Source organism: Sanguibacter sp. Z41_6 (genome assembly GCF_059621145.1).
The window spans coordinates 522,952-549,611 of the sequence record NZ_JCAQIF010000001.1 but is presented as its reverse complement, the minus strand read 5'-3'; the positions used below and the strand labels follow the sequence as shown (position 1 = coordinate 549,611).

Sequence of the window (26,660 nt, the reverse complement as noted above, 5' to 3'; positions counted from 1 at the left end):
GCGTCAGTAGACGAAGATCCCGAACAGCGACGGCACGTTGGCGTGGACGATCGCCATGAAGACGATCGCGTCGAAGAGCAGGTGGACGATGAGCACGAGGGTGAGCGACTTCGTGCGCGTGAAGATCAGGCCCTGGAGCAGGGCGAACGGGATGGTGAGCGCCGGGCCCCAGGACCGGTACCCGAGCTCCCAGAGGAACGACACGAAGATGACTGCCTGGAGCACGTTGGCCTGCCAGGCGGGGAAGTGCCGCAGCAGCAGCGTGAAGCAGATGCAGATGAAGAACAGCTCGTCCCACGTGCCGACGGCGTTGACGCCGACGAAGAACCGGGCGAGCTCGTCGGTCTCGGTGAGCGTCGGCCAGTTCTCGTACGCCCCGGACCGGATGAAGTAGAACGGCAGGATCGCCCAGCCGAGCAGCGGGACAGCGACGAGGTAGGCCTTCTCGATGCGCGGCCACTCCTTGCCGGTGCGCCACGGGAACCTGATGGCCTCGCGCCGGAACACGAACCGGTCGACGAGGAACGGCACGGCGACCGCGAGCGTCAGCGCGGTGCCGATCGCGATGAACCGCGGCCAGGAGACGTCCGCGGCCATCGACGTCGTGCTGACGATGCAGATGCCGAGACCGATGAGCGACAGGTCCTTGCCCAGGCCCCGCTCGACGAGGAACGCCACCACGAGGCTGAGGACGAGCACGACGTACCCGAGGGGGCGTAGGTGCACCCCGAACAGCAGGAACGCGGACAGGGAGACGCCTGCCGCCGGGAGGAGCTTCAGCGGTGCGCTGCGGACGACGTCGGCCGGGGGGTGGGTCGGTTGCACAGGACGAGGATCCCAGATGTCACCGGGATGTCGCTCCTGCGCTCAGGGCGAGGTGTTCCGGATGCGCGGGCGTGATGTCCGTTCCATACTGTCTGCACACCACGATCCCGGGCCAGTCCCACGGATCACGCAGGAAGGCCCCGCGCCGTCGAGGTACGGCCGGTCGAGGTCCCGCGAGAGCGGGCCACCCCGGGAGGGTGGGCAGCATGACGCTCGGTGGGGGCGAGATGCCGCCCGTCCGGCAGCACCTGGTCGACGGGGCGGGGCCTTTCCTGTGCCGTCGTCAGACGTGCGTGGCGCCGGCCGGTCAGGCGAGTGGATCCGGTCAGGCGATGGGGAACGCGATGTCCACGACCGCGTCGTCGGGACCCGCCGCGTCCCAGTCGCCGAAGTACACCTCGCGTGGCGGGCCGGCCGGCGTGACGCCCTGGGTGTTCATCCATTGCTCGACGGCGGCGTACGCGTCGAGGATCTCGGGGAACGCGACCTGGCTCTTCGTGATCCTCGCGAAGGCCTCACGGTGCGCCGGTTCGTCGCGGGTCACCCACCCGGCGCCCACCGCGTCGGGGACCGGCGTGCACGCCTCGACGAGACCCGCCTGCTCAGCCGTGACCATTCCGTGGTAGACGACGAAGGGCGGCGCGTCGCTGCGGACGGCCTCTTCCACGACGGCTTCTTCGACGAGGGCCGCGTGCTGGCGGCCGAGCGTCTGGCCGATCCACAGTGGCAGGGCGTCGGCGAGCATCGTTCCCTGCTCGGTGAGCACGCGCTGGCCCGGCACGTCCCGGACGGTGATCTCGAACATCGCGGTTCCTCCTGGTCGTCCGCACCCCCCGGTCGTGGCCCGGCCGGGATCGCACCACGAGCGTCCTCCCCACCCCGGGGTGGTCGTCAAGCCCCCGGGCCGGTGCCGCTATGCGGCGTCGAGGTACGCCTGCAGCCCCGCGACGGCGAGCCGGTGGTCGTCGACCTGGGGCAGGCCCGAGACGACGAGGACACCGACGGGTCCCTGACCGCGCACGGCGAGCGGGAAACCGCCGCCGTGGGCGACGTGCAGCTCGGGGTCGAGGTCGGCGTACCGCTCCTCGAACGTCGTCCCGGCGTCGCGGCACTCCTGGCCGACGTACAAGGTGCTGTGCCCGAGGAGGTCGACCACGCGGCCCTTGCGGTCGATCCACGAGTCGTGGTCCGTCGTGGCGCCCGGCATCGCTGCGTGGAAGAGCTGGTGGTCACCGCTGCGGATGTCGATGGTCACGGGGAGGTGCTGCTCGCGGGCGATCCGCACGAGCGCGCTGCCGAGCTCCCACGCGTCGTCGTGCGTGAACGCCGGCAGCTGGAGCTCGTGCTCCTGGCGGGCGATCTCCTCGAGCGGGATCCAGTCGTTCATGCGTGCTCCTCGGGTCAGACGTGCGGGCAGAGCATGTCAGGTGAGGCCCGCGTCGTGCACGCAGATGGCCACCTGGACGCGGTTCTCGGCGCCGAGCTTCGCGAACAGGCGTCCGACGTGGGACTTCACGGTGGCGACGGACATGAACAGCGACGTCGCGATCTCCGCGTTGGACAGCCCCTGGCCGATCGCGATCGCGACCTCCCGCTCCCGTTCGGTGAGCGTCGCGAGGCGTGCCTGGGCGTCCTGGCTGCGCCCGCCGGAGGGGTCGTGCGTGACGGACGCGATGAGCTGGGCGGTGACGCTCGGCGAGAGCATCGGCTGGCCGGCGGCGACCGTGCGGACCCCGGAGACGAGCTGCTCCGGAGGGGTGTCCTTGAGCAGGAACCCGGCGGCGCCGATGCGCAGCGCGGAGAGGACGAGGTCGTCGGCGTCGAACGTCGTGAGCACGATGACGCGGACGTCGGGGTGTGCGGCGAGGATGCGCTCCGTGGCGGCGAGGCCGTCGAGGCGCGGCATCCGGATGTCCATGAGCACGACGTCGGGGCGGTGCGTCGCGACGGCGGCGACACCCTGCAGCCCGTCCCCCGCCTCGGCGACGACGTCGATCCCGGAGTTCCCGCCGAGGATGAGGCGCAGCCCGGCGCGGACGAGGGCGTCGTCGTCGACGAGGACGACGCGGATCGGCGAGGGCGGGGTGCCCGGCGCGTCCCGTGTGCTCGCCGCGCCCGGCGCGTGGGGTGCGGGGCGAACCTCGTCGCGGTCCGTCTGGCGGTCGGTGCGGGTGTCGGTGTTGTCGGTCATGTCGGCCACGGCACCCAGGCTCTCACGGTGAACTGCCCTCCGACGTCAAGGCCGTGCTCCAGCTCGCCCCCGGCGAGCTTGGCGCGCTCTGCCAGCCCCTCGAGCCCGAGGCCTGACGACGGCAGCACCAGCCCGGTCGCGTCGGGCTCGGGAACGGGGTTGCGGACGCTCAGCTCGAGGCGCCCGCCGGGCCGCCCACCGATGTCGATACGCACCGGCGCCCCGGCCGCGTGCTTGCGGACGTTCGTCAGCGCCTCCTGGAGGATGCGGAACGCGCTGCGGCTCACCGTGTCCGCCAGCCCGGACAGCGCCACCTCGATCCCGGGCGCGACGGCGCACAGCACCCGGTGACCCGCCGCGCGTGTCTCCTCGACGAGGTCGGGCAGGGCGGCGAGTGTCGGCTGCGGACGGTCCGCGATGCCCGGTGCGCCCGACGGGTCGCGCAGCACACCGAGCACCTCACGGAGCTCGGTGAGGGCCAGGTGCGCGTTGTCGCGGATGATCGTCGCGGCCTCGACGGTCTGCATCCGGTCGAGGTCGTCGCGGTAGACGAGCGCGCCCGAGTGGAGTGCGACGAGGGAGATCCGGTGCGCGAGGACGTCGTGCATCTCCCGGGCGATCCGGGACCGTTCCGCCGTCCGCGCCTGCTCGGAGCGGGCAGCCTGCTCGCGCTCCGCCGTCTCCGCCCGCACCCGGAGGCTCGCCAGGGCCTCGCGGCGCCCGCCGACGTAGAAGCCGATGACCAGGCAGAAGCTGAAGCCGAGCAGGACTCCGACGAGCGGCACCCACCCGAGCCTCGACCATGGGGTGCCGAGGACGAGCTCGTAGGCGTACGCGGAGACGAGCCATACTCCGCCGACGGGCAGGAGCTCGCTCCAGCGACGCCGCGTCGCGAGGGAGATCACGGCGACGATGAGCGCACCCCCGCTCGACCCCGACAGGGCGCACATCGCGGCGATGGTGAGTGCGGTCGCGAACGGGGCCTGGCGACGGCGGGTCATGAGGATGATCGCGACGATGCCGAGCACGGCGTCGACGGGCAGCACCCATCCGGGGGCCACCCGCGTCCCGATCGTGTCGGCGACCTCCTCGGCGACCGGCGCGGACACGGAGGAGAGCAGCCCGAAGAGCCCGGCGACGACCGCGAAGATGATCCGCCAGGTCGATCCCCACCCGGTGAGCGGGGGCGGGGTGTACGTCGGGAGGGGCTGGGCGAGGCGGATGAGGCCGTCACGCATCGCCGCACCGACCGTGCGCTGAGGTACTCCAGCGGCCAGGGCGCGCGCCCGGCGCGCACCGATGAGGACGCCGGTCCCGGCGAGGGCGGCGTACGTGGGCACGGCGACGACCACGAGCTCCCACCACGGGTTGCCCGTGTGCGGACCCACGGTGTGCTCGTAGACATACCCGGCGCCGATCCACAGGACACCCACCGGGACGATCTCCGTCCAGCGGCGTCGCGTCGCGAGGGAGACGAAGGCGATGAACGTGGCGCCGCTGCTCAGCCCGGAGGCGTTCGACAGGAGTGCCAGGACGACGGCCACGGCGAGGGGCCACCTGCGCCGCTGCGTCATGAGGACGATGGCGACGATCCCCAGGGCCACATCCATCGGGAGCAGCCAGTCGGGCCGCGGGATCACCGCGCCCTGCGGATCGTAGTCGGCGACGTTCGCGGTGAAGTGCAGGCCGACGAGCCCGATGAGCAGGGCGACGAGGACGCGCCACGTCTCGCCCCAGAAGCCCGTGGGCGCTGGAGGAGCGGGAGGCGCAGGAGTCGGCACCCGCACAGCCTAGGTGCGTGGCAGCGGGCAGAGGAGGGCCGCAGGTCGCGGGAGGGCCGCCGCCTCCGCGACCAAAGTTGCAGGACACGCTACGTGAGCCGGATGTCGCAGCCCGTGTGCTGCTGCCAGGCTGGTCCCATGATCACAGTGGAACGACTCACCAAGAGGTATGGCGGCTTCACGGCCGTCGACGACGTGTCGTTCGAGGTGCAGCCCGGCCGAGTCACCGGGTTCCTCGGACCGAACGGGGCCGGCAAGTCCACGGCCCTGCGCATGGTCTGCGGGCTCACCCCGGCGACGTCGGGAAGCGCGCGGGTGTTCGGCAAACCCTTCGCCGCGCTCGCCAACCCCGGACGGCGGGTCGGTGTCCTCCTCGACGCCTCCGCGCAGCACGCGGGCCGCACCGGCCGCGAGGTGCTCGTCCTGAGCGCTCTCATGATGGGCGTCGAGCGGCGCCGCGTCGACGAGGTCCTCGAGATCGTCGGGCTCACCCCCAAGGAGGCGGGCCGGCGCGTGCGCAACTACTCCCTCGGCATGCGCCAGCGCCTGGGCATCGCCAACGCGCTGCTCGGTGACCCCCAGATGCTCGTCCTCGACGAGCCCGTCAACGGCCTCGACCCGGCGGGGATCCGCTGGATGCGCTCGTTGCTGCACGACTTCGCGGGAGCGGGCGGAACCGTCCTGCTCTCCTCGCACCTGCTGCTCGAGATGGAGGCCGTCGCCGACGACCTCATCGTCATCGGTCGCGGCACCATCGTCGCCCAGGGCAGCAAGACGGAGCTGCTGTCCGTCGCCGGGTCCGTCGTCTCGAGCACGGACGACGTCGCGCTCGCCGAGGCCCTGCGCCGCGCGGGCGTCGAGGTCTCCGCCCACCCGGGCGGCGGTCTGAGCACCTCCGCGACGCCCGAGGAGGTCGGGCGGGTGGCGCTCGACGCCCGCGTCGTCCTCACGAACCTCGGGGTGGCCAAGAGCAACGGCCTCGAACAGCTCTTCTTCGAGCTCACAGCCGAGCACGGCCGTGAGGGGGTGGCGGCATGACCACCACGACGGACCACACCCCCGGTGCGCCGAGCAAGGCCCTGCGCCCGCCCACTGCTCCCCTCGTCGGGATCCCGTTCCAGCGGCTCCTGCACGTCGAGCTGCGCAAGCAGGTCGACACCCGGGCCGGACGATGGTTGCTCGTCCTCATCGGCGCGATCACCGCGCTGGTCATGGTCGTCTTCGTCTTCAACGCGAACCCCGCGGAGATCACGTTCCAGAACCTCGCGCAGGCCGCCGCGATCCCCCAGATGCTCCTCCTGCCCGTCGTGGGGATCATGGCCACGACGAGCGAGTGGAGCCAGCGCACCGGCCTCGTGACGTTCACGCAGGAGCCGCGGCGCGGTCGTGTCGTGGCAGCGAAGATCCTCGGCGCGCTCCTCGTGGCGCTCGCGGCGGTCGCGGCGGCGCTCGTGCTCGCAGCGGTCGTCAACGTCGTCGGCTCCGTCGCACGCGACGGGAACGGCTCGTGGGCCGTCGACTGGGCGATGCTCGGCGGTTTCACGATGCTCGAGCTCCTCGTCGTTGCTCAGGGCGTCGCGTTCGGTCTCATCCTGCTCAACACACCGGCTGCGATCGTCACGTACTACGTCCTGCCGACGGCCTGGAGCATCGTCACCTCGTTGATCTCCTGGATGCGGCAGCCGGCGGAGTGGCTCAACCTCGACGGCGCCACCATGCCGTTGCTCAGCGGTTCGATGTCCGGGGAGGACTGGGCGAAGCTCGGTGTCGCGTCCGTCGTCTGGGTCCTGCTGCCCATCGCGATCGGCTGGTGGCGGGTGCACAGGGCCGAGATCAAGTAGCAGGGCCGAGATCACGTAGCCCGGTCGGGCGCGGGCGGAACGGGACGAGGTGGACATGAGGGGGCCGGGCGGCGTTCCATGTACCCCATGTCCCTCCGCACCGCGCCCGCCCGCGCGCGCACCGATGCTGCCCGCGGTGCCTCCCGCCCCCCTGCCCGGACCGTCGCGACGCTCGTCGTCCTCAGCCTCGCCGGGCTCGGCCTGACGGCCTGCGGCTCGGACACGCCGACGCCCGACGCCACGGTCGACGCCCTCGCCGCTGCCATGGCGGGCGGTGACTTCGCGGCGGTTCCCCTCGACGGCGTGTCGGGGGCGGACGCCACGGCGCACCGCGACGCCGTCGTCGAACCCCTGGACGCCACGAGCCACGAGGTGACGGCCGGCACGGTCGTCGTCGCCGAGGACGGCACGACGGCCACCGCCGAGCTCGACCACGTGTGGGAGATCGGCGGGACCCCCTGGACGTACACGACGACGGCCGACCTCGCGCTCGACGAGGAGGCCGACGAGTGGCGGGTCGCCTGGGAGCCGGACATCCTCGTCCCCGGCCTCGCGCCCGGTGAGCGGCTGCAGACGTCGCGGACCGCGGCGGACCGGGGCGACGTGCTCGGCGCGGGCGACCAGCCGATCGTCACCGAGCGCCCGGTCAAACGCGTGGGCATCGACAAGACCCGGGCCGACGCCTCGACGTGGGACAGCTCCGCGCGCGCCCTCGCGGGCCTGCTGGAGATGGACCCCGAGGCGTACGCCGGGAAGGTCGCCGCCGCGGGCGAGAAGGCGTTCGTCGAGGCCATCGTGCTGCGCGCGGAGACGGACGAGGACTGGACCGCGCTCGCGGCCGTTCCCGGCGTGCTGCTCGTCGACGACACGATCCCGCTCGCGCCGACGCGCGAGTTCGCGGCGCCGATCCTCGGCCGGGCCGGGGAGGCGACGGCAGAGATCGTCGAGGCGTCCGACGGCGCGGTCGTCGCCGGGGACGTCGTCGGGTTGTCGGGCCTGCAGCGCCAGTACGACGCCCAGCTGCGGGGGACCCCCGGCCGGGTCGTCGAGATCGTCGCGACGGACGGGAGCGTCCGGGACGCGCTGCGGCAGGAACCCGTCGCCGGTGAGCCCCTGCGCACGACGCTCGACCCCGCGATTCAGGTCACCGCGGAGACCGTGCTCGCGGCCACCACGGTGCCGAGCGCGATCGTCGCGATCCGTCCGTCGACCGGCGAGGTCCTCGCGGCTGCCAGCGGCCCCGCGGGAGGCGGGCTCTCCACGGCGACCGCAGGCATGTACGCGCCCGGCTCGACGTTCAAGGTCGTCACGGCGCTCGCCCTCATGCGCACCGGTGTCACACCGGAGTCACCGTTGAGCTGCACGCCCGAGGCCGTCGTCGACGGTCGGGCGTTCCGCAACTTCCCCGACTACCCGGCGTCCGCCCTGGGCGACGTGCCGCTGCGCACCGTCGTCGCGAACTCGTGCAACACCGCGCTCATCAACGCGAGCGGGCAGGTGACGCAGGACGCGCTGGCCGACGCCGCAGCCGCCCTGGGGCTGGGGCTCGCCCAGCAGCCCGGGCCGGAGGTGTTCACGGGCGCCGTCCCGCGGGACTCGGCAGGCACGGAGCACGCGGCCTCGATGATCGGGCAGGGCAAGGTGCAGGCGTCGCCGCTCGCGATGGCCGGGGTCGCGGCGTCGGTCGCTGCGGGGACGACGGTCCGCCCGACGTTCCTCGCGCAGGACGTCCCGGACCCGGCCGAGCCCTCCTCGTTGCCGACCGCCGCGCCCGCTCCGCTCACGGCCGACGAGGCCGCGCAGCTCCACGGGCTCATGCGCGCCGTGGTGACAGAGGGTGGCGGTGCATTCCTCGCGGACCTGCCCGGGGAGGTCGCCGCGAAGACCGGGACGGCCCAGTACGGCGACGGGACGACGAACCACGCATGGATGATCGCGACGAGGGGGGATCTCGCGGTCTCGGTGTTCGTGGAGACGGGTGAGTACGGCTCGACGACGGCCGGACCCCTTCTCGAATCGTTCTTTGTTGGCGTAGGGTAGCCCGTTTGGCCTACTTGGCCCTCCGCCCTCTTGTGTGAACCTGTCCACAGGGTGATGCTGGTCGGATGACCGACTTCCCCGTGCTCAGGCTCGACCTGTGGCGCGCGGACGCGGTCGTCCTCCACTTCTGGCTGACAAACACCGAGCTCGACCTGCTGCCGTTCGAGCATCCCGCGCAGCGCCAGGCCCTGGTGGACCTCCTCACCGAGCTCGACCAGACCGACGCGGCCGAGGCGACGGACGCGGAGATCGTCCGCGCCCACGAGCTCGTCGACCGCTCGGCACCGCTGCCCTGACCGTCGCGGTGCTCATCGCTGCGCACCGCCGCGTGGTCGGGTGTGACCGGCGTGACGCGGCAGGACGCTCGTCCGGCGATCGTGTGTCGTCGGCCCGGGATACGGTCGAAGGATGAGTGCCGAACCGACGACCAGCGCCGCCCCGACCATCTTCGACACCCTCACCCTCGACGAGCTCCGCTCACGGACGAGCGAGAAGTGGCGGGCCTACCCGCCCGACGTGCTGCCGCTGTGGGTGGCGGAGATGGACGTCCCGCAGGCGGAGCCGGTCGTCGCGGCGGTGCATGACGCGATGCGGCGCGGGGACACCGGCTACCCGGGGAGCAACGCGTACGCCGAGGCGTTCGCGGGGTTCGCGGCCGACCGCTGGGACTGGTCCCTCGACCCGTCGCGGGTGCGGATGCTCACCGACGTGATGATCGGCATCACCGACGTGCTCAAGGTCGTCACCCAGCCGCGCGACGTCGTCGTCGTCAACACGCCCGTGTACGCGCCGTTCTACTCGTTCGTCGGCGGCATCGACCGCCGTGTCGCGACGGCGGCACTCACGCCGGAGGGGCGCATCGACCTCGACGCGCTCGAGGCGGCGTTCGCCGACGGGGCGAGCGCGTACCTCCTGTGCAACCCGCACAACCCGACCGGTGTCGCGCACACGGTGGACGAGCTCACGGCGGTCGCCGCGCTCGCCCGTCGGCACGGCGTGCGGATCGTCGCGGACGAGATCCACGCGCCGATCACGTCGCCCGCGGCGGAGCGTGAGCTCGGCCGGTCCGTGTTCACGCCGATCCTCACCGTCCCGGGCGCCGAGAACGCCATCAGCCTCGTCTCCGCCTCCAAGGCATGGAACCTCGCCGGCCTCAAGGCCGCGCTCGCGATCGGGGGACCGCAGGCCACGCGCGACGTCCGGGACATCGCCGAGATCGCCGACCACGGTGCGAGCCACGTCGCGGCCATCGCCCACTCGGCAGCCCTCACCCATGCCCGGGGCTGGCTCGACGAGGTGACGACCGCCGTCGACACGAACCGGTCGCTGTTCACCGGCCTCCTCGCCGAGCACCTGCCCGACGCCGTCGTGCAGCCGGCCGACGCGACCTACCTCGCCTGGGTCGACCTCCGTGCCGTGCGGGACGCCGCAGGGCAGGGCCTGGGGGACGATCCGGCGCGGGAGCTGCTCAAGCGCGGGAGGGTCGCACTCACCTCCGGCCTGCCGTTCGGGGCCGGCGGCGAGGGGTTCGCGCGGGTCAATCTCGCCACGTCGCGGGCGATCCTCACCGAGGCCGTCGAGCGCATGGTGGCCGCGCTCGACACCCCCACGCCGCGTCGGCTCCGCAGGCGAAACGTTTAACACCAAACGGACCCATGGCATTCAAACGGACACCTGTGTGACGGTGTGGGCACCACCGCACACTCACACCGGGAGCAATCATGTCCGTCAGTGCCCGCGCGCGCAGAGTCGCCGTCGCCCTACCGTTCGCCCTCGTCGTCCCCCTGGGAGTCGCGACCCTCACGGCCGGACCCGCGGCCGCACACGGGTCGGTCACCGACCCGCCCACCCGGAACTACGGGTGTCTCGAGCGCTGGGGAGACAACCACCTCGACCCGAACATGGCGGACACGGACCCCATGTGCGCGGGCGCGTGGGAGGCCGACCCCAACGCCATGTGGAACTGGAACGGCCTCTACCGCGAGAACGTGGGCGGCAACCACGAGGCGGCCGTGCCGAACGGCCAGCTGTGCAGCGGCGGCCGCACCGAGAACGGTCGCTACAACTACATGGACACCCCGGGCGAGTGGGTGATGACCGACGTCGAGCACGAATTCACGCTGACGCTCACCGACGGCGCGAACCACGGAGCCGACTACCTGCGGATCTACGTGTCCGAGGAAGGGTTCGACCCGACCACCGAGGCTCTCGGCTGGGACGACCTCGAGCTGCTCACCGAGACCGGGTCCTACCCGACGAGCTCCCCCTACCGCGCGGACGTCGAGATCCCCGCCGACCGCAGCGGCCGAGCCGTCCTGTTCACGGTCTGGCAGGCGAGCCACCTCGACCAGCCCTACTACCTGTGCAGCGACATCAACATCGGCGGCGACGGCTCGACGGACCCGACCGATCCCACGGACCCGACGGACCCGACGGATCCCACGGACCCGACGGACCCGACGGATCCCACGGACCCGACGGATCCCACGGACCCGACCGACCCGACCGACCCCACGGACCCGACGGATCCCACGGACCCGACCGACCCCGTGCCGGGAACTGACCAGTGCGTCGCCGTCGTCCGGATCACGAACACGTGGCCGGGTGGATACCAGGGTGAGGTACGGGTGACTGCCGGTGACGCAGCCATCAGCGGCTGGAGCGCGGCGCTCTCCGGAGTGACCCCGACACAGGCGTGGGGCGGGACGCTGACCGGCACCCGCATCACCAACGCCAGCTGGAACGGTTCGTTGGCTGCGGGCGAGACGGTCACCGCAGGGTTCATCGGCAGCGGGACCCCCGGCACACCGACGGTCACCTGCGCCACCACCTGACCCACGCCGCACGCATCACCGCACGTCGCCCCGGCCCGGACCGTCCACCGACGGTCCGGGCCGGGCCGTGCGTGGTGGAATACCTGCGGGGCACGTCCGGTTGACGTACAGACCACGTGCGACAACGCACGCGCACAGAGCACAGGAGAACGCCGTGATCCAGGGGTGGATTGAGACCACGCACCACGACGACGCGCACGCGGTGCGTGCGCTGTCCGTGCCGGGCGCCGGGTGTACGCAGGGCTGTCGACCCGCCCGCTGACCCTGCTCGACCTCCTCGTCCCACCGTTCTCGAAAGGTGCACACCTGTGCCCACCACACCTTCCGCGCGTCCTTCGGACGCCAGGCCCGCAGCGTCGGGCAGCACCACCCGTCGGCGTCTGCGGATGCCCTCGTTCAGCGTCCAGATCCTCGCGTCGCTCGTCCTCGGCGTCCTGCTCGGGTGGGCCGCCCTGTCCATCGGGACCGTCGACGACGGAACGCCCGAGGGCGGCGCCAACTGGCTGACGACCACCCTCGACACCATCGGGTCGTCGTTCGTCCTGCTGCTCAAGACGATCGTCCCGCCGCTCGTGTTCACCGCGATCGTCGCGTCGATCGCCAACCTCAAGAACGTCGCCAACGGCGCGCGCCTCGCGTGGAAGACCCTCCTGTGGTTCGCCATCACGGCCCTCGTGTCCGTGTCCATCGGCATCGCGCTCGGGCTGATCTTCCGGCCGGGTGAGAACACGAGCCTCAGCGCGGCCGACGGTCAGGAGCCCGGCCGCACCGGCAGCTGGCTCGACTTCCTCGACAGCCTCCTGCCCGCGAACTTCCTCGGCCTCGGGGCGAGCACGTCCTCCGGCGACGACGGCAGCCTGAGCACCTCGGTGTCCTTCAACGTCCTGCAGATCGTCGTCATGGCGCTCGTCATCGGCATCGCCGCCCTCAAGGTCGGCAAGCAGGCCGAGCCGTTCCTCGCGTTCAACCGCTCGGCCCTGACGATCATCCAGAAGGTCCTGTGGTGGATCATCCGCCTCGCACCGCTCGGCACGCTCGGCCTCATCGGCCACGCGATCGCCGCGTACGGGTGGGACCTGCTCTCGCCGCTCGCGACGTTCGCCGTCGCCGTCTACGTCGGGCTCGCGCTCGTGCTCTTCGTCCTCTACCCCGTGCTCCTCAAGGCCAACGGGTTGAAGATCTCGAGCTACTTCCGCGGCGCGTGGCCCGCCATCCAGCTGGCATTCGTCTCCCGGTCGTCCATCGGCACGCTCCCCGTCACGCAGCGGGTGACGGAGCGGAACCTCGGGGTCCCGCGCGAGTACGCGTCGTTCGCGGTGCCGCTCGGTGCCACGACGAAGATGGACGGCTGCGCCTCGATCTACCCCGCAATCTCCGCGATCTTCATCGCGCAGATCTTCGGCATCGACCTGTCGATCACGGACTACCTGCTCATCGCGTTCGTGTCCGTCGTCGGGTCTGCCGCGACCGCCGGGCTCACGGGAGCGCTCGTCATGCTCACGCTGACGCTGTCCACCCTCGGTCTGCCGCTCGCCGGCGTGGGTCTGCTCCTCGCGATCGACCCGATCCTCGACATGGGCCGCACCGCGGTCAACGTCGCGGGCCAGGTGCTCGTGCCGACCATCGTCGCCAAGCGGGAGGGCATCCTCGACGAGGCCCAGTACCGGTCCGCGACGAGCGAGGACCTCTTCGCCGACGACGAGCCGGCCGAGGCCGTCGAGGCGGGCCCCGACGCGGGCACCCAGGACGAGAAGGACCTCGTCGTCGCCTGACGAGGTCCGATCGGCGGCACCGGGGTAGGGCTGGGTCTACCCGTCGACGGGGAGCGGAGAGCACCTCGAAGACGGGTGGCAGCCCCATCGAGCCCCGGGCCGCCGATTCCTACGGTGGACGTATGACGACGAACCACGAGTCCCACCCGTCCACCGCCCGCTCCCGCCGCACGCTGTGGTGGACGATCGGCAGCGTCGTGGCCGTTGGCTCGCTCCTCTCGGCAGGGGTGCAGCTGGCGGTCGGCGCGAGCGCCGCCGACCGGCCCACGCTCCCCGCCGCCACGGCCGCGCCGGGTGACGACCCGATCCAGGGGCGCCTCGAGGCCCTCGTGGACACCGGCCTCTACCCGGCAGCAGCCGCCGCCGTCCGTGACGCCGACGGTGAGATCAGCGAGTACGCCGCGGGCGTGAGCGACCTCGAGACGGGTGACGCAGCACCGGCCGACGGGTACGTGCGGATCGGTTCCACGACGAAGACGTACACCGCGGTGGTCGTCCTGCAGCTCGTCGACGAAGGGCTCGTCGACCTCGACGCGTCGATCGAGACGTACCTGCCCGGGCTCGTGCGGGGCGAGGGCATCGACCCGACCGCCATCACCGTCCGGGACCTGCTCCAGCAGACGAGCGGGCTCGGTGAGTACCTCGTCCCCCACATGAGCGAGGACGCGGCCGACCACCTCGCGGTCCAGCACACGTACGTGTCCCCCCGCACGCTGCTCGACTACGGAATGTCGATGGGAGCGGAGTTCCCCGCCGGTGAGCAGTGGTCGTACAGCAACACCAACTACCTCGTCGCCGGGCTCATGGTGGAGAAGGTCACCGGCCGGCCGATCGCGGAGCAGATCGAGCAGCGCATCATCGAGCCGCTCGGGCTCACCGAGACCCACTTCCCCGGCGTCGGCGACCAGTCGATGCCCGACCCCCACTCCCAGGGCTACAACGCCGGCCCGGACGACCCCTTCGTCGACGTCACCGAGTGGGACCCGTCCATGGGGTGGGCCGCGGGGCAGATGATCGCCACCCCGAGCGACATCACCCGGTTCTTCGCGGCGCTGCTCGGAGGTGAGCTCCTGGAGCCCGCGACCCTCGACGAGATGCTCCAGACGGTCCCGGCGGACTACCTCGGCGAGGGCGTCGGGTACGGCATGGGGATCTACAGCACGCCGCTGAGCTGCGGCGGCGTCGCGTGGGGCCACGGAGGGGACATCCCCGGCTACCACACGGCCACCGGCATGACCGACGACGGACGAGGCGCCGTCGTGTCGACGACGATCATCCCCGAGGGCATGGACAAGATCCTCGAGGTCGGTGCGCTCATCGACGCCGAGCTCTGCGAGACCCCCGCCGACAGCTGAACCCCACGCGCCCCACCTCCCACGACCGCGTGGCGACCTCCGTCGCCACGCGGTCGTCGCGCGTCCGCCGGTGCGCGTCCGCCGGTGCGCGTCCGACGGCTCCGACCACCTGGACCGCGCGGGGTAGGGCTGGGTCTACCCCTGAGGGGGAGCGAGGGACACCTCGAAGACGGGTGGCAGCGCCATCGAGCCGCGTGCTCGCCGTCCCTAGGTTGGAGGTATGACCACGAACCAGGAACGCACCCAGTCCCCCTTCCGCTCCCGCCGCACCCTGTGGCTGACGATCGGTGGCGTCGTGGCTGCCGGGAGCCTGCTCTCCGCAGGCATCGAGCTGGCCGTGAGCGACGACGACGACGCGGCAGCCGCCGACCAGAACACCTCCCACGTGACCGTCGGCGAGAACGACGCGGTCCAGACGTCCCTCACGGCGCTCATCGCCGACGGGAACTACCCCGCCCCCGGCGCCCTCGCGTCGGTCCGCGACGCGGACGGCACCATCCGCGACTACGTGGCCGGCGTCGGCGACCTCGAGGCCGGCACGCCGCCCCCGGTCGACGGGCACGTGCGGATCGGCTCGAACACCAAGAGCTACACCGCCGTCGTCATGATGCAGCTCGTCGAGGAGGGCCTCGTCGACCTCGACGCTCCCGTCGAGACGTACCTGCCGGGCCTCATCCACGGCGAGGGCATCGACGGCAACGCCATCACCGTCCGGAACCTCCTGCAGCACACGAGCGGTCTCGGCGAGTACGTCCTCGAGGTCATGGGCACGGACCCGGCCACCTACCTCAGCTGGCAGGACACGTACGTCGACCCCCGCACCCTCCTCGACAGCGCCCTCAAGGCACCTGTGGAGTTCGCGCCGGGCGAGGGCTGGTCGTACAGCAACAGCAACTACCTCATCGCGGGGCTCATCATCGAGGAGGTCACGGACCGCCCGGTGGACGAGGAGATCACGACGCGGATCATCGAGCCGCTCGGCCTCACCGAGACGTCGTTCCCCGGCGTCGGTGACCGGACGCTCCCCGAACCGTACGTCCACGGCTACTACGCGGACGCCGACGGCGAGCTTGTCGACGTCAGCGGCTGGGACCCGTCCATGGCGTGGGCAGCCGGCCAGATGATCTCGACGCCGAGCGACGTCAACCGCTTCTTCTCCGCGCTCGTCGGAGGCGAGCTCCTCGAGCCCGCGTCGCTCGAGGAGATGCAGACCACCGTCCCGGCGGAAGAGTTCGGCGAAGGGGTCGGGTACGGCCTCGGCCTGACGAGCACGCCGCTGAGCTGCGGCGGGGAGTACTGGGGGCACGGCGGTGACATCTTCGGGTACCACAGCGCCAACGGGGTCACCGAGGACGGTCGCGGTGCAGTCGTCGTCGCGACGCACCTGCCGGCGTCGATGGAGAACGTCGCGGCCGTCGAGGATGTCGTCGACGGGGCGATCTGCGGCGCGTCGGAGGGCTGAAGAGGCGTCACCGATCTGGAACCGGGTCGCCGGGCATAACCAGGACGGAGCGTGCGGACACCTGCACGCTCCGCCCTGTGCACGTGGCCCCGACGGGGATCGCGGTCCTAACGGACGTGGGAGCGAGAGCCTCGCCCCTAGACGGTGATGACGTCGCCGGCGGTTCTCCCGGTCAAATTGGTTCTCTATCCGGACCGCAGGTTCAGGCTCTGCCGGAACTGCAGCGCCTCGGGAATCTCCTCGAAGGACAGCACCTCGCCCGCGAGATCGCGGAGCTGTTCGAGGGCTTGGTTGGGGGTTGCGTAGAAGAACTCACGTCGTAGGTTGATGCGGTTCACGCGCACTGCCGCGAACCGGCGGTGCATCTCCCCCTCGATACCCACGGCATCCTCTGCGAAGAACAGCGCATGCACGTCGAAGCCGAACGGCACCGAGGCGTCACCAAGCTCTCGAACGCGGTCCATGGGGTCGAGGCGGCGCGTCATGCCGATCTTGATCATCTGGTCCCCGAAAGCTCCGATGTTGGAGATCACGTACACGTACCCGGCGCGCTGGTTGGCTGCGCGGTAGTCGACGTCGCTGATGGCGCGGTCGACGTCCGCCAGCTGTGCCTCGAGCCGCGCCGCCCCTTCGATGTCGCCGTTGGCTCGTAATGCGGCCAGGGCGTTGGTGTAGTGGTCCCGTTCCTTCTCGAGCCGTTGGCGCTCGCGGGCTATCTCGGCGTCGGCCTTCCGTTGTTCGCGCAATTCCTCGCGGGCGGCACGCTCGCGTTCCTTTTCCTCAGCGACCTTCGTTAGGAAGTCCGCGGTGAGAGTCAGCTCCTGGATCCGTAGGTGGTGGTAGCTGGGGGAGATGCGGATGCTCATCGACGTGCCAAGCTTGGCGATGGTCGCGGCAGTCTTGTCCAGACGCTCGACGCTGGCCGACAGACGGTACGGCTTGAGGCTGCGGACGAGGGAGTCTGCCTCTGAGTTGTAAGCGCGAAGCATGAGTTTCGAGGTTTGGCTGACCATTCGCTTTCCCTCAGCCTTGGAGCCGTTCACCGTCCAGCCGATGGCGGCTTCGACGGCTCCGCCATTGACTCTCGCCATCGACTTGATGGCCTCCCGCAGGGAAGCGAGCCGGTCCCGGTAGGCGTCAGCGTTCGCCAACGGGTGCTCGTAGTCGTAGATGCCGACCTCCTGGAGGAGCGCCGTCTCCTCCATGTCGACGACGGAGCTCTGCAGGGCCGTTTGCTCTGAACGCAGGTGGTCGATCGCCTCTTCGAGATCCCTGGCGACCTGCTCCGCCTCTCGCCGCAACCGCCACAGATGTTCCTGGATTGACGCGACCTCCTCGTCGTGGCGGCGGCCGAGGGCGACCCTTTCCTGCTCGATCTGCATCGCGTCGAGCGCACCTACGCGGCGGAGCTCGGCGCGGAGAGTCTCGGTCTCGTCGGCGAGCTGCCGAGCCTTCTTGCGCGCGCCGAAGAGCGGGATGCCAGAGCTCGACGAGGAGGGCTGGGCGAACGGCTCGGTCATGTCTGGGCTCGTCTCAGTCGATGAGGGATTCAGCGACGCGCGCAGCGTCGCGGATACGAAGTTTTGCCGGACATGAGGGCGGGCAGAGTGCGTAGCCGACGGATCGGTTCTCTCCCGGGGGGCATGTCAGTCTTCCTGTTTCTCTACGGGGTCATCGTCACGAAGGAGCGAAGAGTGAGAGGTTTGCGCGGTCTTGAGGGGAAGAGTCCGCCTGGCAACTCTGTCGAGGACGATGGCCTTGAGCCCAGCACCCACATCGCGAGCTCCCGTCGTGACCGAGACGGCCAGAGGCTGGCTGGCAAGCGCAGCATTGCCCGGGCCCGTCCTGCTCAGAGGGCGTCCTAGCGCGTGGCTGAGACGGTGGGGGACTTCGCGCCGTTCACGGATGCCGAAGAGGGTGAGATGAACCACGGCACGGTCGGCTTCAGACATGCCGAGCGCCATTTCCACGGCAGCCGCGACGTTTTACTCGTCAGTTCCGTCACGATGCGCGCCGCGTGAGGGGGGGCATGGCATCGATCCCCGTACCGGTTCCGCTCGGGAAGCCACCGGGCAGCGCCGCATAGAGCGCGGCGTCAGAATCGATGTCACGGTTACTACCTCGGGTCACCAGCCGTGGGTTGGTGGTAACCCCACTTCTCGCATCCACTCTCGACGTCGAAGATCAGCGCACCGGCGCTTGCCCGATCCTGGGGGACCGAGGCCGCCGTGCCACCCGATCGCGGCGAGTTCCTCGCAGTTCTCGACTCGAGCGTCCGGGCGAGTCCGCCTCGACATCGACCAGCGAGGGCTGTCGGGGCGCGGCCGGATCCGGCAGGGTCGGTCCATGACCGAGCCCCGGCCTCTCGACCACACGTTCACCGCTCCGATCGGCGTGGAGGTGCGCGGCGAGACGTGGGCGTGCGTCGAAGTGCCGGAGGGCGTCGAGCTCCTCGGCACCGGGCGCTCCGTCCGGGTCGACGCGACGGTCGACGGCATGCCGATGATGAACGTCGGGCTCATGCCCACCGGCGCTGGCGCACGATCACCGCCTGACACACCGCCGTTGGGATCACCGAGGACTGCCGACATCGTCGTCGGGGCGTGCCTTCCAAGACAGAACGTGCGCAGGAACGCACGCCCTGTCGCGAGAGGCACGCCCCGTCGGAAGCGCACGCGTGACTCAACCGAGGTGGACGACCTCCGACGTGCCACCGAACGACGACTTGTCGACCCGCACCATGAACCACGCGAGCGGCCCGGCGACGAGCAGCGCGAGGCCCGAGGCGAGGAACACGGTGGAGTAGCCGTCGACGAAGCCCTCGAGCGGGTTGCCGCTCTGGGAGGCGGCTGCCGCCGTCGTGTAGAGAGCCGTGAAGACGGCGATGCCGATGGATCCGCCGATCTGCTGCGTCGCGGTGAGCGCCGCGCCGGCGACACCCGCGTCGCGCGGCTCGATGCCGGAGAGGGCGACGTTCTGCATGGGGACGAACACGGTCGCGAGGCCGATGCCGAGGATGATCTGGCCGGGCAGCACGTGGACGACGTAGCTCGAGTCCACGGACACCTGGGTGAACCACAGCACCCCGACGGCCGCGAGGACCGGGCCGACGGTGAGCAGCACGCGCGGCCCCACGGCGGGCAGGAGCCGCGCGACGAAGGGCGCGGTCATCATGATCGCCGCCGTCATCGGCAGCGAGGCCAGGCCAGCGGTGAGCGGCTTCATCTCGAGGACGATCTGGAAGTACAGCGTGAGGTAGAGCAGCCCACCGAGGAGCGCGGCACCGATGACGACGGACACGATGAACGCGCCCCCGCGTGAGCGGTCGAGGATGACGCGCAGCGGCAGCAGCGGGTTGCTCGCGCGGCTCTCCCACCAGACGAACACGGCGATCGCGAGGACGCCGGCGACGAGGAAGCCGATGGTGTCGGCGCGGTCCCACCCGAGCTCTGCGCGCGAGAAGCCGTAGACGACCGACGCGAGGCCGGCGGTGATGAGGACCGCCCCGGGGATGTCGTACCGGGTGTCGCCGTCCGCGCGGCTCTCACGGACCAGCGGGATCGCGGCGCCGATCGCCAGCAGCGCGACGGGGACGTTGACGAGCAGGCACCAGTGCCAGCTGAGGTACTCGGTGAGCACCCCACCGAGGACGAGACCGATGGCGGCGCCGGACCCGGCGACCGTGCCGTAGACCGCGAACGCCTTGACGCGGTCCTTGCCGGACGGGAACGTCACGGACAGGAGTGCGAGGGCCGCGGGAGCGAGGAGCGCGGCGAACAGGCCCTGGCCCGCGCGGGCAGCGAGGAGCATCTCCGTCGTCGTCGCGAAGCCACCGACGGCCGAGGCCGCGGCGAACCCGGCCATCCCGACGACGAAGGACCGCTTGCGGCCCCAGTAGTCGGCGATCCGTCCGCCGAGCAGCAGCAGCGAGCCGAACGCGAGCGCGTAGATCGTCACGACCCAGCTGCGGTCGCCGTCGCTCATGCCGAGGTCTGCCTGGGCCGCGGGGAGCGCGATGTTCACGATCGTGGAGTCGAGCACCACCATGAGCTGGGCGAGCGCGACCACGCCGAGCAGGATCCACCTGCGCCGCGGGTGGTCCGGGGCGATCGCCGGCCCGGAGCCGTCAGGTCCGGCGTCGCCGGGCCTGCTGTCCGCCTCGGGCACGAGGGGAGTGCCCTCGTCCGGGGATCCTGCACGGGTGTCGGTGGCGTGTGTGCCCGGGGGCGTGGACGAGACGATGATGATTCTCCAAGAAGGGTGCGGCGGTGAGGCGGGCGAGACAGCACCGGCTCGGCGGCCGACCCTACAGCGCCACTGTGACAGGCACGTTTCCGCTCGATCGAGCCGACGGACGCGCGGTCACGGAACACGCGCTGCTGCGCGCTCCGACGCCAACGAGCGCGGCCGCCGGCGTATTCCGCCCCCCGCTCACCCGCTGAAATCCCCGGGCACTCCTTACACCCGGCGTGCGCCTGACGATGGGACGTCGAGCAGGCTCCCGGGCCCTGCGTGAGTGGAGGCAGGACCGATGTCCATGACGGACGCACACCACCTCAGCCCCGCCATGCCGGGTGACGGCGTGCTGCTCGACGCCGCACCGGACTGGGACACCGTCGTCGACGAGCTCGAGACGCTCCAGGACACCGACCCCCGCGCGTGCGTCGAGCTCGCAGCAGCACAGCTCGACCTCGCCGTGCTCCTCGGCGACGAGCACGCCGAGATGCGGTTGTCCTGCTGTGCGGCGTTCGCGCACCACGTGCTCGCCGAGGACTCCGAGGCGCTCGAGGCGGCGGCTCGCGCCGAGCACCTCGCCCACGAGCTGGGCGATCTCGTGGGGGAGTCTCGCGCCCTCGTCTGCAAGGGCCTCGTCCACCACGAGATCGGGGACGTCGAGGGGGCGATCGACCTGCTCGAACGGGCCCTCGTGCTCCGCCGGGAGACCGACGACGACGCCGGGACCGCGTCCGTCCTCAACAGCCTCGGCACCGTGTACCTGGGTGTGCCGCACTTCGCACCGCAGGCCGCCCGCATGCTCGTCGAGGCGCGCCGGGTCTGGCTCGAGTCGGGGGACCCCGACCACGCGTCGGTGGCCCTGACGAACCTCGCCAAGGCGTATCTCGTCACGTGCACACGGCTCGCGGTGACGAATCCGCGCGGCGCGGTCGCGGCGGCCCGCCACGCACTGGCGACCGCACGGCAGTCCGTCGACGAGGCGGACGCCGCCGGGCTCTCACGCACGAGCATCGACGCGCGGCTCGCCGTCGTCGGCGCGCTCATGCAGACCGGTGACACCGCAGCTGCCGGGGAGGTGCTCGAGGCCGCGGGCGCGATGCTCCCGGCGTTCGCGGTGGCCCGGCAGCGGATCGCGTACCACGCGCTGCGCGGCCGCTGGCTCGTCCAGGTGGGGCGGCTCGACGAGGCCGTCCTCACGATCGTCGAGGGGCTCGACCTGTGCGCGGACCTCGACCGGCCCGGAGAGCGCATCGACCTGCTCACCACGCTCGTCGACGCGCACGAGGGGCGCGGAGACCTGGCCTCGGCCCTGAGCACGATGCGGGAGGTCCACGAGCTCACCCTCCGGCAGGGAGACGCGACCGCGGACCGTCGCGCGCAGCTGCTCAGCGCACGGCTCGAGGCTGAGCAGGCCCAGCGTGTCGCGGACGCGGAGCGCGCCCGTGTGCTCGCGCTGGAGCAGCACAACGCCCGCCTGGCCCACGATGCGCACCACGACCCGCTCACCGGGCTCCCGAACCGCCGAGCGCTCGACCAGGCACTCGGGACGTGGACGCAGGACCCCATGCACCAGTTCGCGTGCGCGGTGCTCGACATCGACCACTTCAAGCGCGTCAACGACGAGTGGTCCCACCTCGTCGGCGACCAGGTCCTCTCGAGGTTCGGCGAGCTGCTGCGGGACCTCCTGCGCGCGAGCGACGTCGTCGCGCGCTACGGCGGTGAGGAGTTCGCCATCCTCCTCGACGGCTTGACGGGTGTCTCTGCTGCGGATGCGTGCGAGCGCATCCGGCGGGCGATCGCCGCCCACCCGTGGCAGGACCTCGTGCCGGGTGCGCGCATCACGGTGAGCATCGGCGTCGCGGTCCGTCGGCCCGCGGAGCCTGTGGAGGACATGATCGCGCGGGCCGACGCCGCTCTGTACAGCGTCAAGCGCAACGGGCGCGACGCCGTCCGCCTCTCCGACTGAGCGCCACGCGCCGGGTCAGCGGCCCGGCGCACGCTCCGGGGGAGCCTCCTCGGTGGGCTGCGGCCGCACGGGGACATCCTCGGGGGTGTCCGGCCGCACGGGGACGTCCTCGCGTCGGTTCGGCTCGTCGATGGGGATCGGCTCTCCGTCGAGGATCATCTGCCCGACCCGCGCCTTGGCCTCGAAGAAGTCGACGTTCCACAGCTCGGTGAGCTCCTCGACGTCGCCCGCGGTGTAGCCGGAGTCCCAGAACGCGTCGAGGGCATCCAGCTCGCGGTTCTCCGGGGTGTCCGGGCGCGGGGCGGGCTCGGGCATCTGCTGCCCGTCGAGGGCCATCTGGCCCAGCCGGGCCTTGGTCTCCGTCATGTCGACCTGCCACTCGTCGGCCAGTCGCAAGGCGTCGTCGTAGGGGTAGTCGGAGCTCCAGAACGCCTCGTACTGCTCGCGGCTGTAGTTGTCGGGCATCGCCGACCACTCGATGCCGACGCTCTGCACCACGTTCTCCACCACCCGGGCCACACCCGAGTAGGGGTTGGCGGCGGCGGCGGCACCTGCAGCGGTGACGACGAGCGCCGAGCCGACGGCTCCGGCGACGATCACGCGGCGCCCTCGCCGCACGGCGACGGTCGCCACGCCGTCTCCGACCACGCCGTCCGCGAGGCGCGCCTCGATGCGGGTGGCGACAGCCTCGGCGTCGGGCGCCGCCGTGGCGCGTGAGCGCAGCGCACGGGCGATCTGGTGCTCCAGGTCCTCGGGGTGCGGGCCGTCCCCTGGACGGGCGTGGTCGTTCATGCTGTCTCCGTCGAGGTGGTGGTCTGGCGTAGTGCGGCGAGAGCCCGGGAGGCGTGGCTGCGGACGGTCGCCCCCGAGGTCCCCATGACGGTGGCGATCTCCACGTCGTCGAGGCCCTCGTAGTAGCGCAGCACGAGCACGGTCCGTTGTCGCGGGGGGAGGGCAGCCAGCCGCTGCCACATGTCGTCGTCCTCGACGACGTGGTGGGCGTGGTCGCCCTGGGGTGCCGTGTTCGCCGCGAGGATGTCGTCCTCGACCGGTCGTATGGTGCGCTCGTGCCAGCGGCGGCGCCACGAGAGGTGCTCGTTCGTCACCATGCGCCGCAGGTAGAGGTCGGGGCGGTTCATCATGGAGATCCGCGTCCAGCGCACGTGCGCGCGCAGCAGAACCTCCTGGACGAGGTCGGCGGCCGTGTGGCCGTCGCCGGTGAGGACCGTCGCGTAGCGGAGCAGGCCGGGCAGGTGCGCGCGTACGACGTCGTCGAGAGGTGCGTTGTTCGTCGTCTCGCTGGCGGCAGCAGGGTGTGCGGCCGGACGGGACTGGCGGGCACGCCGTGCCCGGCCGAGGTCGGTGACGTGGTCCGTCGCGGGTCGGACCCGGGGGATCGCAGCACTGTCAGGGCTGAGGATGTCTGTCCACGTGCTCATCGGCGGACTCCCAGGAGGTCGTCGAGCGCGGCACGGGGGTCGTCGGCGGCGTCCACGGCCGGCGGCGGGACCGGGCGCGGGTCGAGGCAGCGGATGAGCAGGCGCTCGACGACGGCGGCCAGCGCAACGATCTCGTATCCGTCGCTGAGCCCGGGCAGGATGCGCACCTCGACCGTGTCCCGGAGGGGTCGCTTGCTGACGAGCTGCACGAGGTTGACGTCCGCGTACTTCGTCAGCCCGACCGCTCGCGCCGCCTCCTGCAGGCGCGCCCAGCCGGTCTGGTCGTCGGTGCTGCGCCACTCCTGCTCGACGAGCGCGACGAGCTCCGCGGGCAGCGGGGCCAGCCGGCGGCACGCGGGGTTGGTGCCGAGCACCGCCCAGAGGACGTCCCGCCACGAGGTGAAGAGGCGGACGAGGTTCGCGAACGCCGCCGGGTGGCGGAACGGCGCGCCGTCGACGTGCAGGTGCACGGCTGCCTCGCGGGGGACGGTGAAGCCGAGCTCGCGGGCGGGAGCGAGCACGCGCTCCAGCGTCTGCGCGTGGTCGGACGTCAGGGGTGGCGTGACGATCTCGCACGGGCGCTCACGCCCCGCGGGCAGAGGCATCGCGACGGCGATGGTCGCGCCGCTCGGGTCGTTCACCCGCGCGGCGGTGGGGTAGACCTCCGGCGTGGCGCCGAACAGCGTGGCCACGGGGTCGAGCACGGTCGCGAGCGGTGCCGCGGGGTCGGCGTGCCGGCCGACGAGCCGGAGCAGCCGCGGCTCGTCGGACAGCAGCCGGTACCAGCCGCGGTGCCCGGCGCGGGAGGGAGCAGCCCTGCCCGCGCCGGGTGCCGTGACGAGGTCGGCCTGGATGGTGATGTCGTCGACGAGCGAGGCGACCTGCTCGCCACGCTCGTCGACGACGGCGAACGCCGGGGTGAGGTGGTGGAACACCCCCACGCCCGGCACCACCGACGGTTCGCTGTCGGCGTGGAAGGTGCGCTGCACGCCCCCCATGACGCGCGCTGCGAGCTCGTCGGCGAGCACCTGCCGGTCGGACCCGGGTGGTGCCAGCAGCTCGATCTCGAAGCCGGTGCGGAGCGACAGCTCGTCCACGTCGTTGCTCTCTCTCGCCAGGAAACGTCGGTCGGTGGTGCCGGGCGGCACGGTCAGGACTGGTCGGTGGTCACGGTCTGACCGGACGGCTTCACGGGGACGTCCTGGCCGTCGATGAGCAGCTGGCCGGCACGCGCCTTGACCTCCATGACGTCGCTCGTCTCCCAGATGGCCGCGAGGGCCTCGAGGTCGTCGACACTGTACCCAGCGGACCAGAAGGCGTCGATGGCCTCGGCGTCGAACGTCGGCGCCACGGGCGTCGAGCCGGGCGCGACCGGGAGCGTCTCGCCAGCGATGAGCGCGGCACCTGCGCGGACCTTGACCTCGCCCGTGTCGATGTCCCAGATGTCGCTGAGGGCGACGACGTCCTCGTAGGTATACCCAGCGGCCCAGAGGGCGTCGTACTCCTTCTGGTGCTCGTTGACCCACGGCACGCGCTCGCCGTCCGCGGTGAGCAGCCCGGGCTCGGTGCCGAGCTCCGTCGCGGCCTCGGCACCAGGCTCGACGGTCGCCTCGGCCGTCGGCTCGGCGGCTACCGTGACGGTGGGCTCTGCGGTCGGCTCCGTCTGGGACGCGCTGCTGCCGGAGCCGTCGGCGGCCATGGCTGCACCGGCCCCGGCGAGGGAGAGGCTGGCGGCGATGACGCCCGTGACCAGCCGGCGACGGGAGCGGACCGGGGTGGTGGTCGTGGGATTCATGGGTCCTCCTGAGGTGGTTCGGATGGGCTTGCCCACTTAGAACGCCGCTCGACGGTGATCTGTGGAGGCCGACAGGCCCGCACCAGGTGAAGGTTGTGTGTTGCTGTCAGCGGCGTCTCGACCTCAGAGGTGCGAGCATCGACGCATGCACGCACACGGGACACCCGCGGACGGGCACAGCCACGGCTGGGAGGCCCGCACGCGCGGCCAGCGCCGTCGCCTCGGGATCGCCTTCGCGATCACGGCGACGATCCTCGTCGCCGAGGTGGTCGGTGCCCTGTGGACCGGGAGCCTCGCGCTCCTCGTCGACGCCGCGCACATGCTCACGGACGCGGGCGGGCTCGCGATGGCACTCGTGGCGACGTCCCTCGCGCTGCGGCCGACGACGTCCGCGCGTACTTGGGGGTTCCGGCGGGCAGAGGTCCTGGCCGCAGCGGCGCAGGCGCTCGTGCTGCTGGGTGTCGGCGTCTATGTCGTCGTCGAGGCGGTCCGGCGGCTCGTCACCCCGCCCGAGCTGCCGTCGACGGAGCTGCTCGTGTTCGGGGTGCTCGGCCTCGTGGGCAACGTCGCGGCCATCGCCGTGCTGTCCTCGGCCCGCACGGAGAGCTTCGCGATGCGCGGGGCGTTCCTCGAGGTCCTCAACGATGCCCTGGGGTCGGTCGCGGTGATCGTCGCCGCCGTCGTCATCGCGACGACCGGGTGGTCGGGCGCGGACGCCGTCGCCGCCCTGCTCATCGGCGCTCTCATCGTGCCCCGCACCGTGCGGCTGCTCCGCCAGACCGTCGACGTCCTCCTCGAGTCCACGCCGCGGGGCCTCGACCTCGACGGCGTGCGCGAGCACATCCTCGCCCTCGACCACGTGCTCTCCGTCCACGACCTGCACGCCACGCAGATCTCAGCAGACCTGCCGGTGCTCACCGCGCACGTCGTCGTCGACGACGCATGCTTCCGTGACGGTCACGTGCCACGGATCCTCGACGCCCTGCAGGAGTGCGTCGCCGAGCACTTCCCCGTGAACATCGAGCACTCGACGTTCCAGGTCGAGCCCCCGTCCCACGCGCACCACGAGCACGGGGCGCACCCCTGAGCCGTGGCGGTCGGCCCGGACCGCTCGGGCGGAACG

The 26,660-nt window shown here is 71.5% G+C and carries 23 protein-coding genes and 1 pseudogene; 13 read left to right on the top strand and 11 right to left on the bottom strand.

Going from position 1 to position 26,660, the window contains the following annotated elements; translation table 11 throughout:
* Nucleotides 1-3: 3 nt before the first annotated feature.
* The 5 genes from AC54T1_RS02610 to AC54T1_RS02590 form a co-directional block, all read right to left on the bottom strand.
* On the bottom strand, nt 4-825 hold the full coding sequence (locus tag AC54T1_RS02610; protein ID WP_484343781.1) for a CPBP family intramembrane glutamic endopeptidase: 822 nt from the start codon (nt 823-825) through the stop codon (nt 4-6).
* A gap of 325 nt (nt 826-1,150) precedes the next feature.
* Nucleotides 1,151-1,630 (bottom strand): GyrI-like domain-containing protein, encoded by a 480-nt coding sequence (locus AC54T1_RS02605; protein ID WP_496910934.1) that lies wholly within the window; start codon nt 1,628-1,630, stop codon nt 1,151-1,153.
* A gap of 108 nt (nt 1,631-1,738) precedes the next feature.
* Complete coding sequence (locus AC54T1_RS02600) at nt 1,739-2,212, bottom strand: heme-degrading domain-containing protein (RefSeq protein ID WP_484343779.1); 474 nt, start codon at nt 2,210-2,212, stop codon at nt 1,739-1,741.
* Between the two features lie 36 nt (nt 2,213-2,248).
* Entirely contained in the window at nt 2,249-3,016 is a 768-nt protein-coding gene (locus AC54T1_RS02595; protein ID WP_484343778.1) for a response regulator, read from the bottom strand.
* Complete coding sequence (locus AC54T1_RS02590; RefSeq protein WP_496910933.1) at nt 3,013-4,797, bottom strand: sensor histidine kinase; 1,785 nt, start codon at nt 4,795-4,797, stop codon at nt 3,013-3,015. Before AC54T1_RS02590 ends, AC54T1_RS02595 begins: the two co-directional genes overlap by 4 nt.
* A 138-nt stretch (nt 4,798-4,935) precedes the next feature.
* Here AC54T1_RS02590 and AC54T1_RS02585 point away from each other — a divergent pair, with 138 nt between their 5' ends.
* The 9 genes from AC54T1_RS02585 (at nt 4,936) to AC54T1_RS02545 (ending at nt 16,101) form a co-directional block, all read left to right on the top strand.
* Nucleotides 4,936-5,835, top strand: a complete 900-nt coding sequence (locus tag AC54T1_RS02585) for an ABC transporter ATP-binding protein (protein ID WP_484343776.1) — start codon at nt 4,936-4,938, stop codon at nt 5,833-5,835.
* Nucleotides 5,832-6,638: an ABC transporter permease gene (locus AC54T1_RS02580; protein WP_496910932.1), complete on the top strand. Its 807-nt coding sequence runs from the start codon at nt 5,832-5,834 to the stop codon at nt 6,636-6,638. The genes AC54T1_RS02585 and AC54T1_RS02580 overlap by 4 nt, the downstream gene beginning before the upstream one ends.
* 87 nt (nt 6,639-6,725) lie before the next feature.
* The gene (locus AC54T1_RS02575; RefSeq protein WP_496910931.1) at nt 6,726-8,678 is read left to right on the top strand and encodes a penicillin-binding transpeptidase domain-containing protein; all 1,953 of its coding nucleotides are present in this window, start codon (nt 6,726-6,728) and stop codon (nt 8,676-8,678) included.
* Nucleotides 8,679-8,743: 65 nt separating this feature from the next.
* The gene (locus AC54T1_RS02570) at nt 8,744-8,974 is read left to right on the top strand and encodes a hypothetical protein (RefSeq protein WP_484343773.1); all 231 of its coding nucleotides are present in this window, start codon (nt 8,744-8,746) and stop codon (nt 8,972-8,974) included.
* A 112-nt stretch (nt 8,975-9,086) separates the two neighbouring features.
* Nucleotides 9,087-10,319: a MalY/PatB family protein gene (locus AC54T1_RS02565; RefSeq protein ID WP_496910930.1), complete on the top strand. Its 1,233-nt coding sequence runs from the start codon at nt 9,087-9,089 to the stop codon at nt 10,317-10,319.
* Nucleotides 10,320-10,399: 80 nt separating this feature from the next.
* Complete coding sequence (locus AC54T1_RS02560; protein ID WP_484343771.1) at nt 10,400-11,512, top strand: lytic polysaccharide monooxygenase; 1,113 nt, start codon at nt 10,400-10,402, stop codon at nt 11,510-11,512.
* 386 nt (nt 11,513-11,898) lie between these two features.
* On the top strand, nt 11,899-13,284 hold the full coding sequence (locus AC54T1_RS02555) for a dicarboxylate/amino acid:cation symporter (protein WP_496910929.1): 1,386 nt from the start codon (nt 11,899-11,901) through the stop codon (nt 13,282-13,284).
* A 122-nt stretch (nt 13,285-13,406) separates the two neighbouring features.
* Entirely contained in the window at nt 13,407-14,639 is a 1,233-nt protein-coding gene (locus AC54T1_RS02550; protein ID WP_496910928.1) for a serine hydrolase domain-containing protein, read from the top strand.
* 220 nt (nt 14,640-14,859) lie between these two features.
* A complete protein-coding gene (locus tag AC54T1_RS02545; protein WP_496910927.1) occupies nt 14,860-16,101 on the top strand; it encodes a serine hydrolase domain-containing protein in 1,242 nt (413 codons plus the stop codon).
* A gap of 185 nt (nt 16,102-16,286) precedes the next feature.
* Here the strand turns inward: AC54T1_RS02545 and AC54T1_RS02540 are convergent, their stop codons facing one another.
* Nucleotides 16,287-17,621 (bottom strand): SNIPE associated domain-containing protein, encoded by a 1,335-nt coding sequence (locus AC54T1_RS02540; RefSeq protein ID WP_496910926.1) that lies wholly within the window; start codon nt 17,619-17,621, stop codon nt 16,287-16,289.
* Between the two features lie 348 nt (nt 17,622-17,969).
* Here AC54T1_RS02540 and AC54T1_RS02535 point away from each other — a divergent pair, with 348 nt between their 5' ends.
* Nucleotides 17,970-18,122 (top strand): hypothetical protein, encoded by a 153-nt coding sequence (locus tag AC54T1_RS02535; protein ID WP_496910925.1) that lies wholly within the window; start codon nt 17,970-17,972, stop codon nt 18,120-18,122.
* Nucleotides 18,052-18,627, top strand: a pseudogene (locus AC54T1_RS02530) (DUF1905 domain-containing protein); the annotation flags it as partial. The gene AC54T1_RS02535 and the pseudogene AC54T1_RS02530, both read left to right, overlap by 71 nt.
* A 156-nt stretch (nt 18,628-18,783) precedes the next feature.
* Here AC54T1_RS02530 and AC54T1_RS02525 read toward each other — a convergent pair.
* Nucleotides 18,784-20,268, bottom strand: coding sequence for an MFS transporter (locus tag AC54T1_RS02525; protein ID WP_496910924.1), 1,485 nt, complete (start codon nt 20,266-20,268; stop codon nt 18,784-18,786).
* Nucleotides 20,269-20,638: 370 nt separating this feature from the next.
* Between AC54T1_RS02525 and AC54T1_RS02520 the strand changes: the two genes are divergently transcribed.
* On the top strand, nt 20,639-22,303 hold the full coding sequence (locus AC54T1_RS02520; protein WP_484343765.1) for a diguanylate cyclase: 1,665 nt from the start codon (nt 20,639-20,641) through the stop codon (nt 22,301-22,303).
* A gap of 15 nt (nt 22,304-22,318) precedes the next feature.
* Here AC54T1_RS02520 and AC54T1_RS02515 read toward each other — a convergent pair whose 3' ends face one another.
* Genes AC54T1_RS02515 through AC54T1_RS02500 form a run of 4 tightly spaced genes read right to left on the bottom strand, consistent with a single transcriptional unit; the run spans nt 22,319 to nt 25,537 of the window.
* Nucleotides 22,319-23,095, bottom strand: coding sequence for a hypothetical protein (locus AC54T1_RS02515; RefSeq protein WP_484343764.1), 777 nt, complete (start codon nt 23,093-23,095; stop codon nt 22,319-22,321).
* Nucleotides 23,092-23,742 (bottom strand): SigE family RNA polymerase sigma factor, encoded by a 651-nt coding sequence (locus tag AC54T1_RS02510; RefSeq protein ID WP_496910923.1) that lies wholly within the window; start codon nt 23,740-23,742, stop codon nt 23,092-23,094. Before AC54T1_RS02510 ends, AC54T1_RS02515 begins: the two co-directional genes overlap by 4 nt.
* Nucleotides 23,739-24,839: an amidoligase family protein gene (locus AC54T1_RS02505; RefSeq protein WP_496910922.1), complete on the bottom strand. Its 1,101-nt coding sequence runs from the start codon at nt 24,837-24,839 to the stop codon at nt 23,739-23,741. The genes AC54T1_RS02510 and AC54T1_RS02505 overlap by 4 nt, the downstream gene beginning before the upstream one ends.
* 53 nt (nt 24,840-24,892) lie before the next feature.
* Nucleotides 24,893-25,537, bottom strand: coding sequence for a hypothetical protein (locus tag AC54T1_RS02500; protein ID WP_496910921.1), 645 nt, complete (start codon nt 25,535-25,537; stop codon nt 24,893-24,895).
* 145 nt (nt 25,538-25,682) lie between these two features.
* Here AC54T1_RS02500 and AC54T1_RS02495 point away from each other — a divergent pair, with 145 nt between their 5' ends.
* Complete coding sequence (locus AC54T1_RS02495; protein ID WP_496910920.1) at nt 25,683-26,624, top strand: cation diffusion facilitator family transporter; 942 nt, start codon at nt 25,683-25,685, stop codon at nt 26,622-26,624.
* The last annotated feature ends 36 nt before the right edge of the window (nt 26,625-26,660 follow it).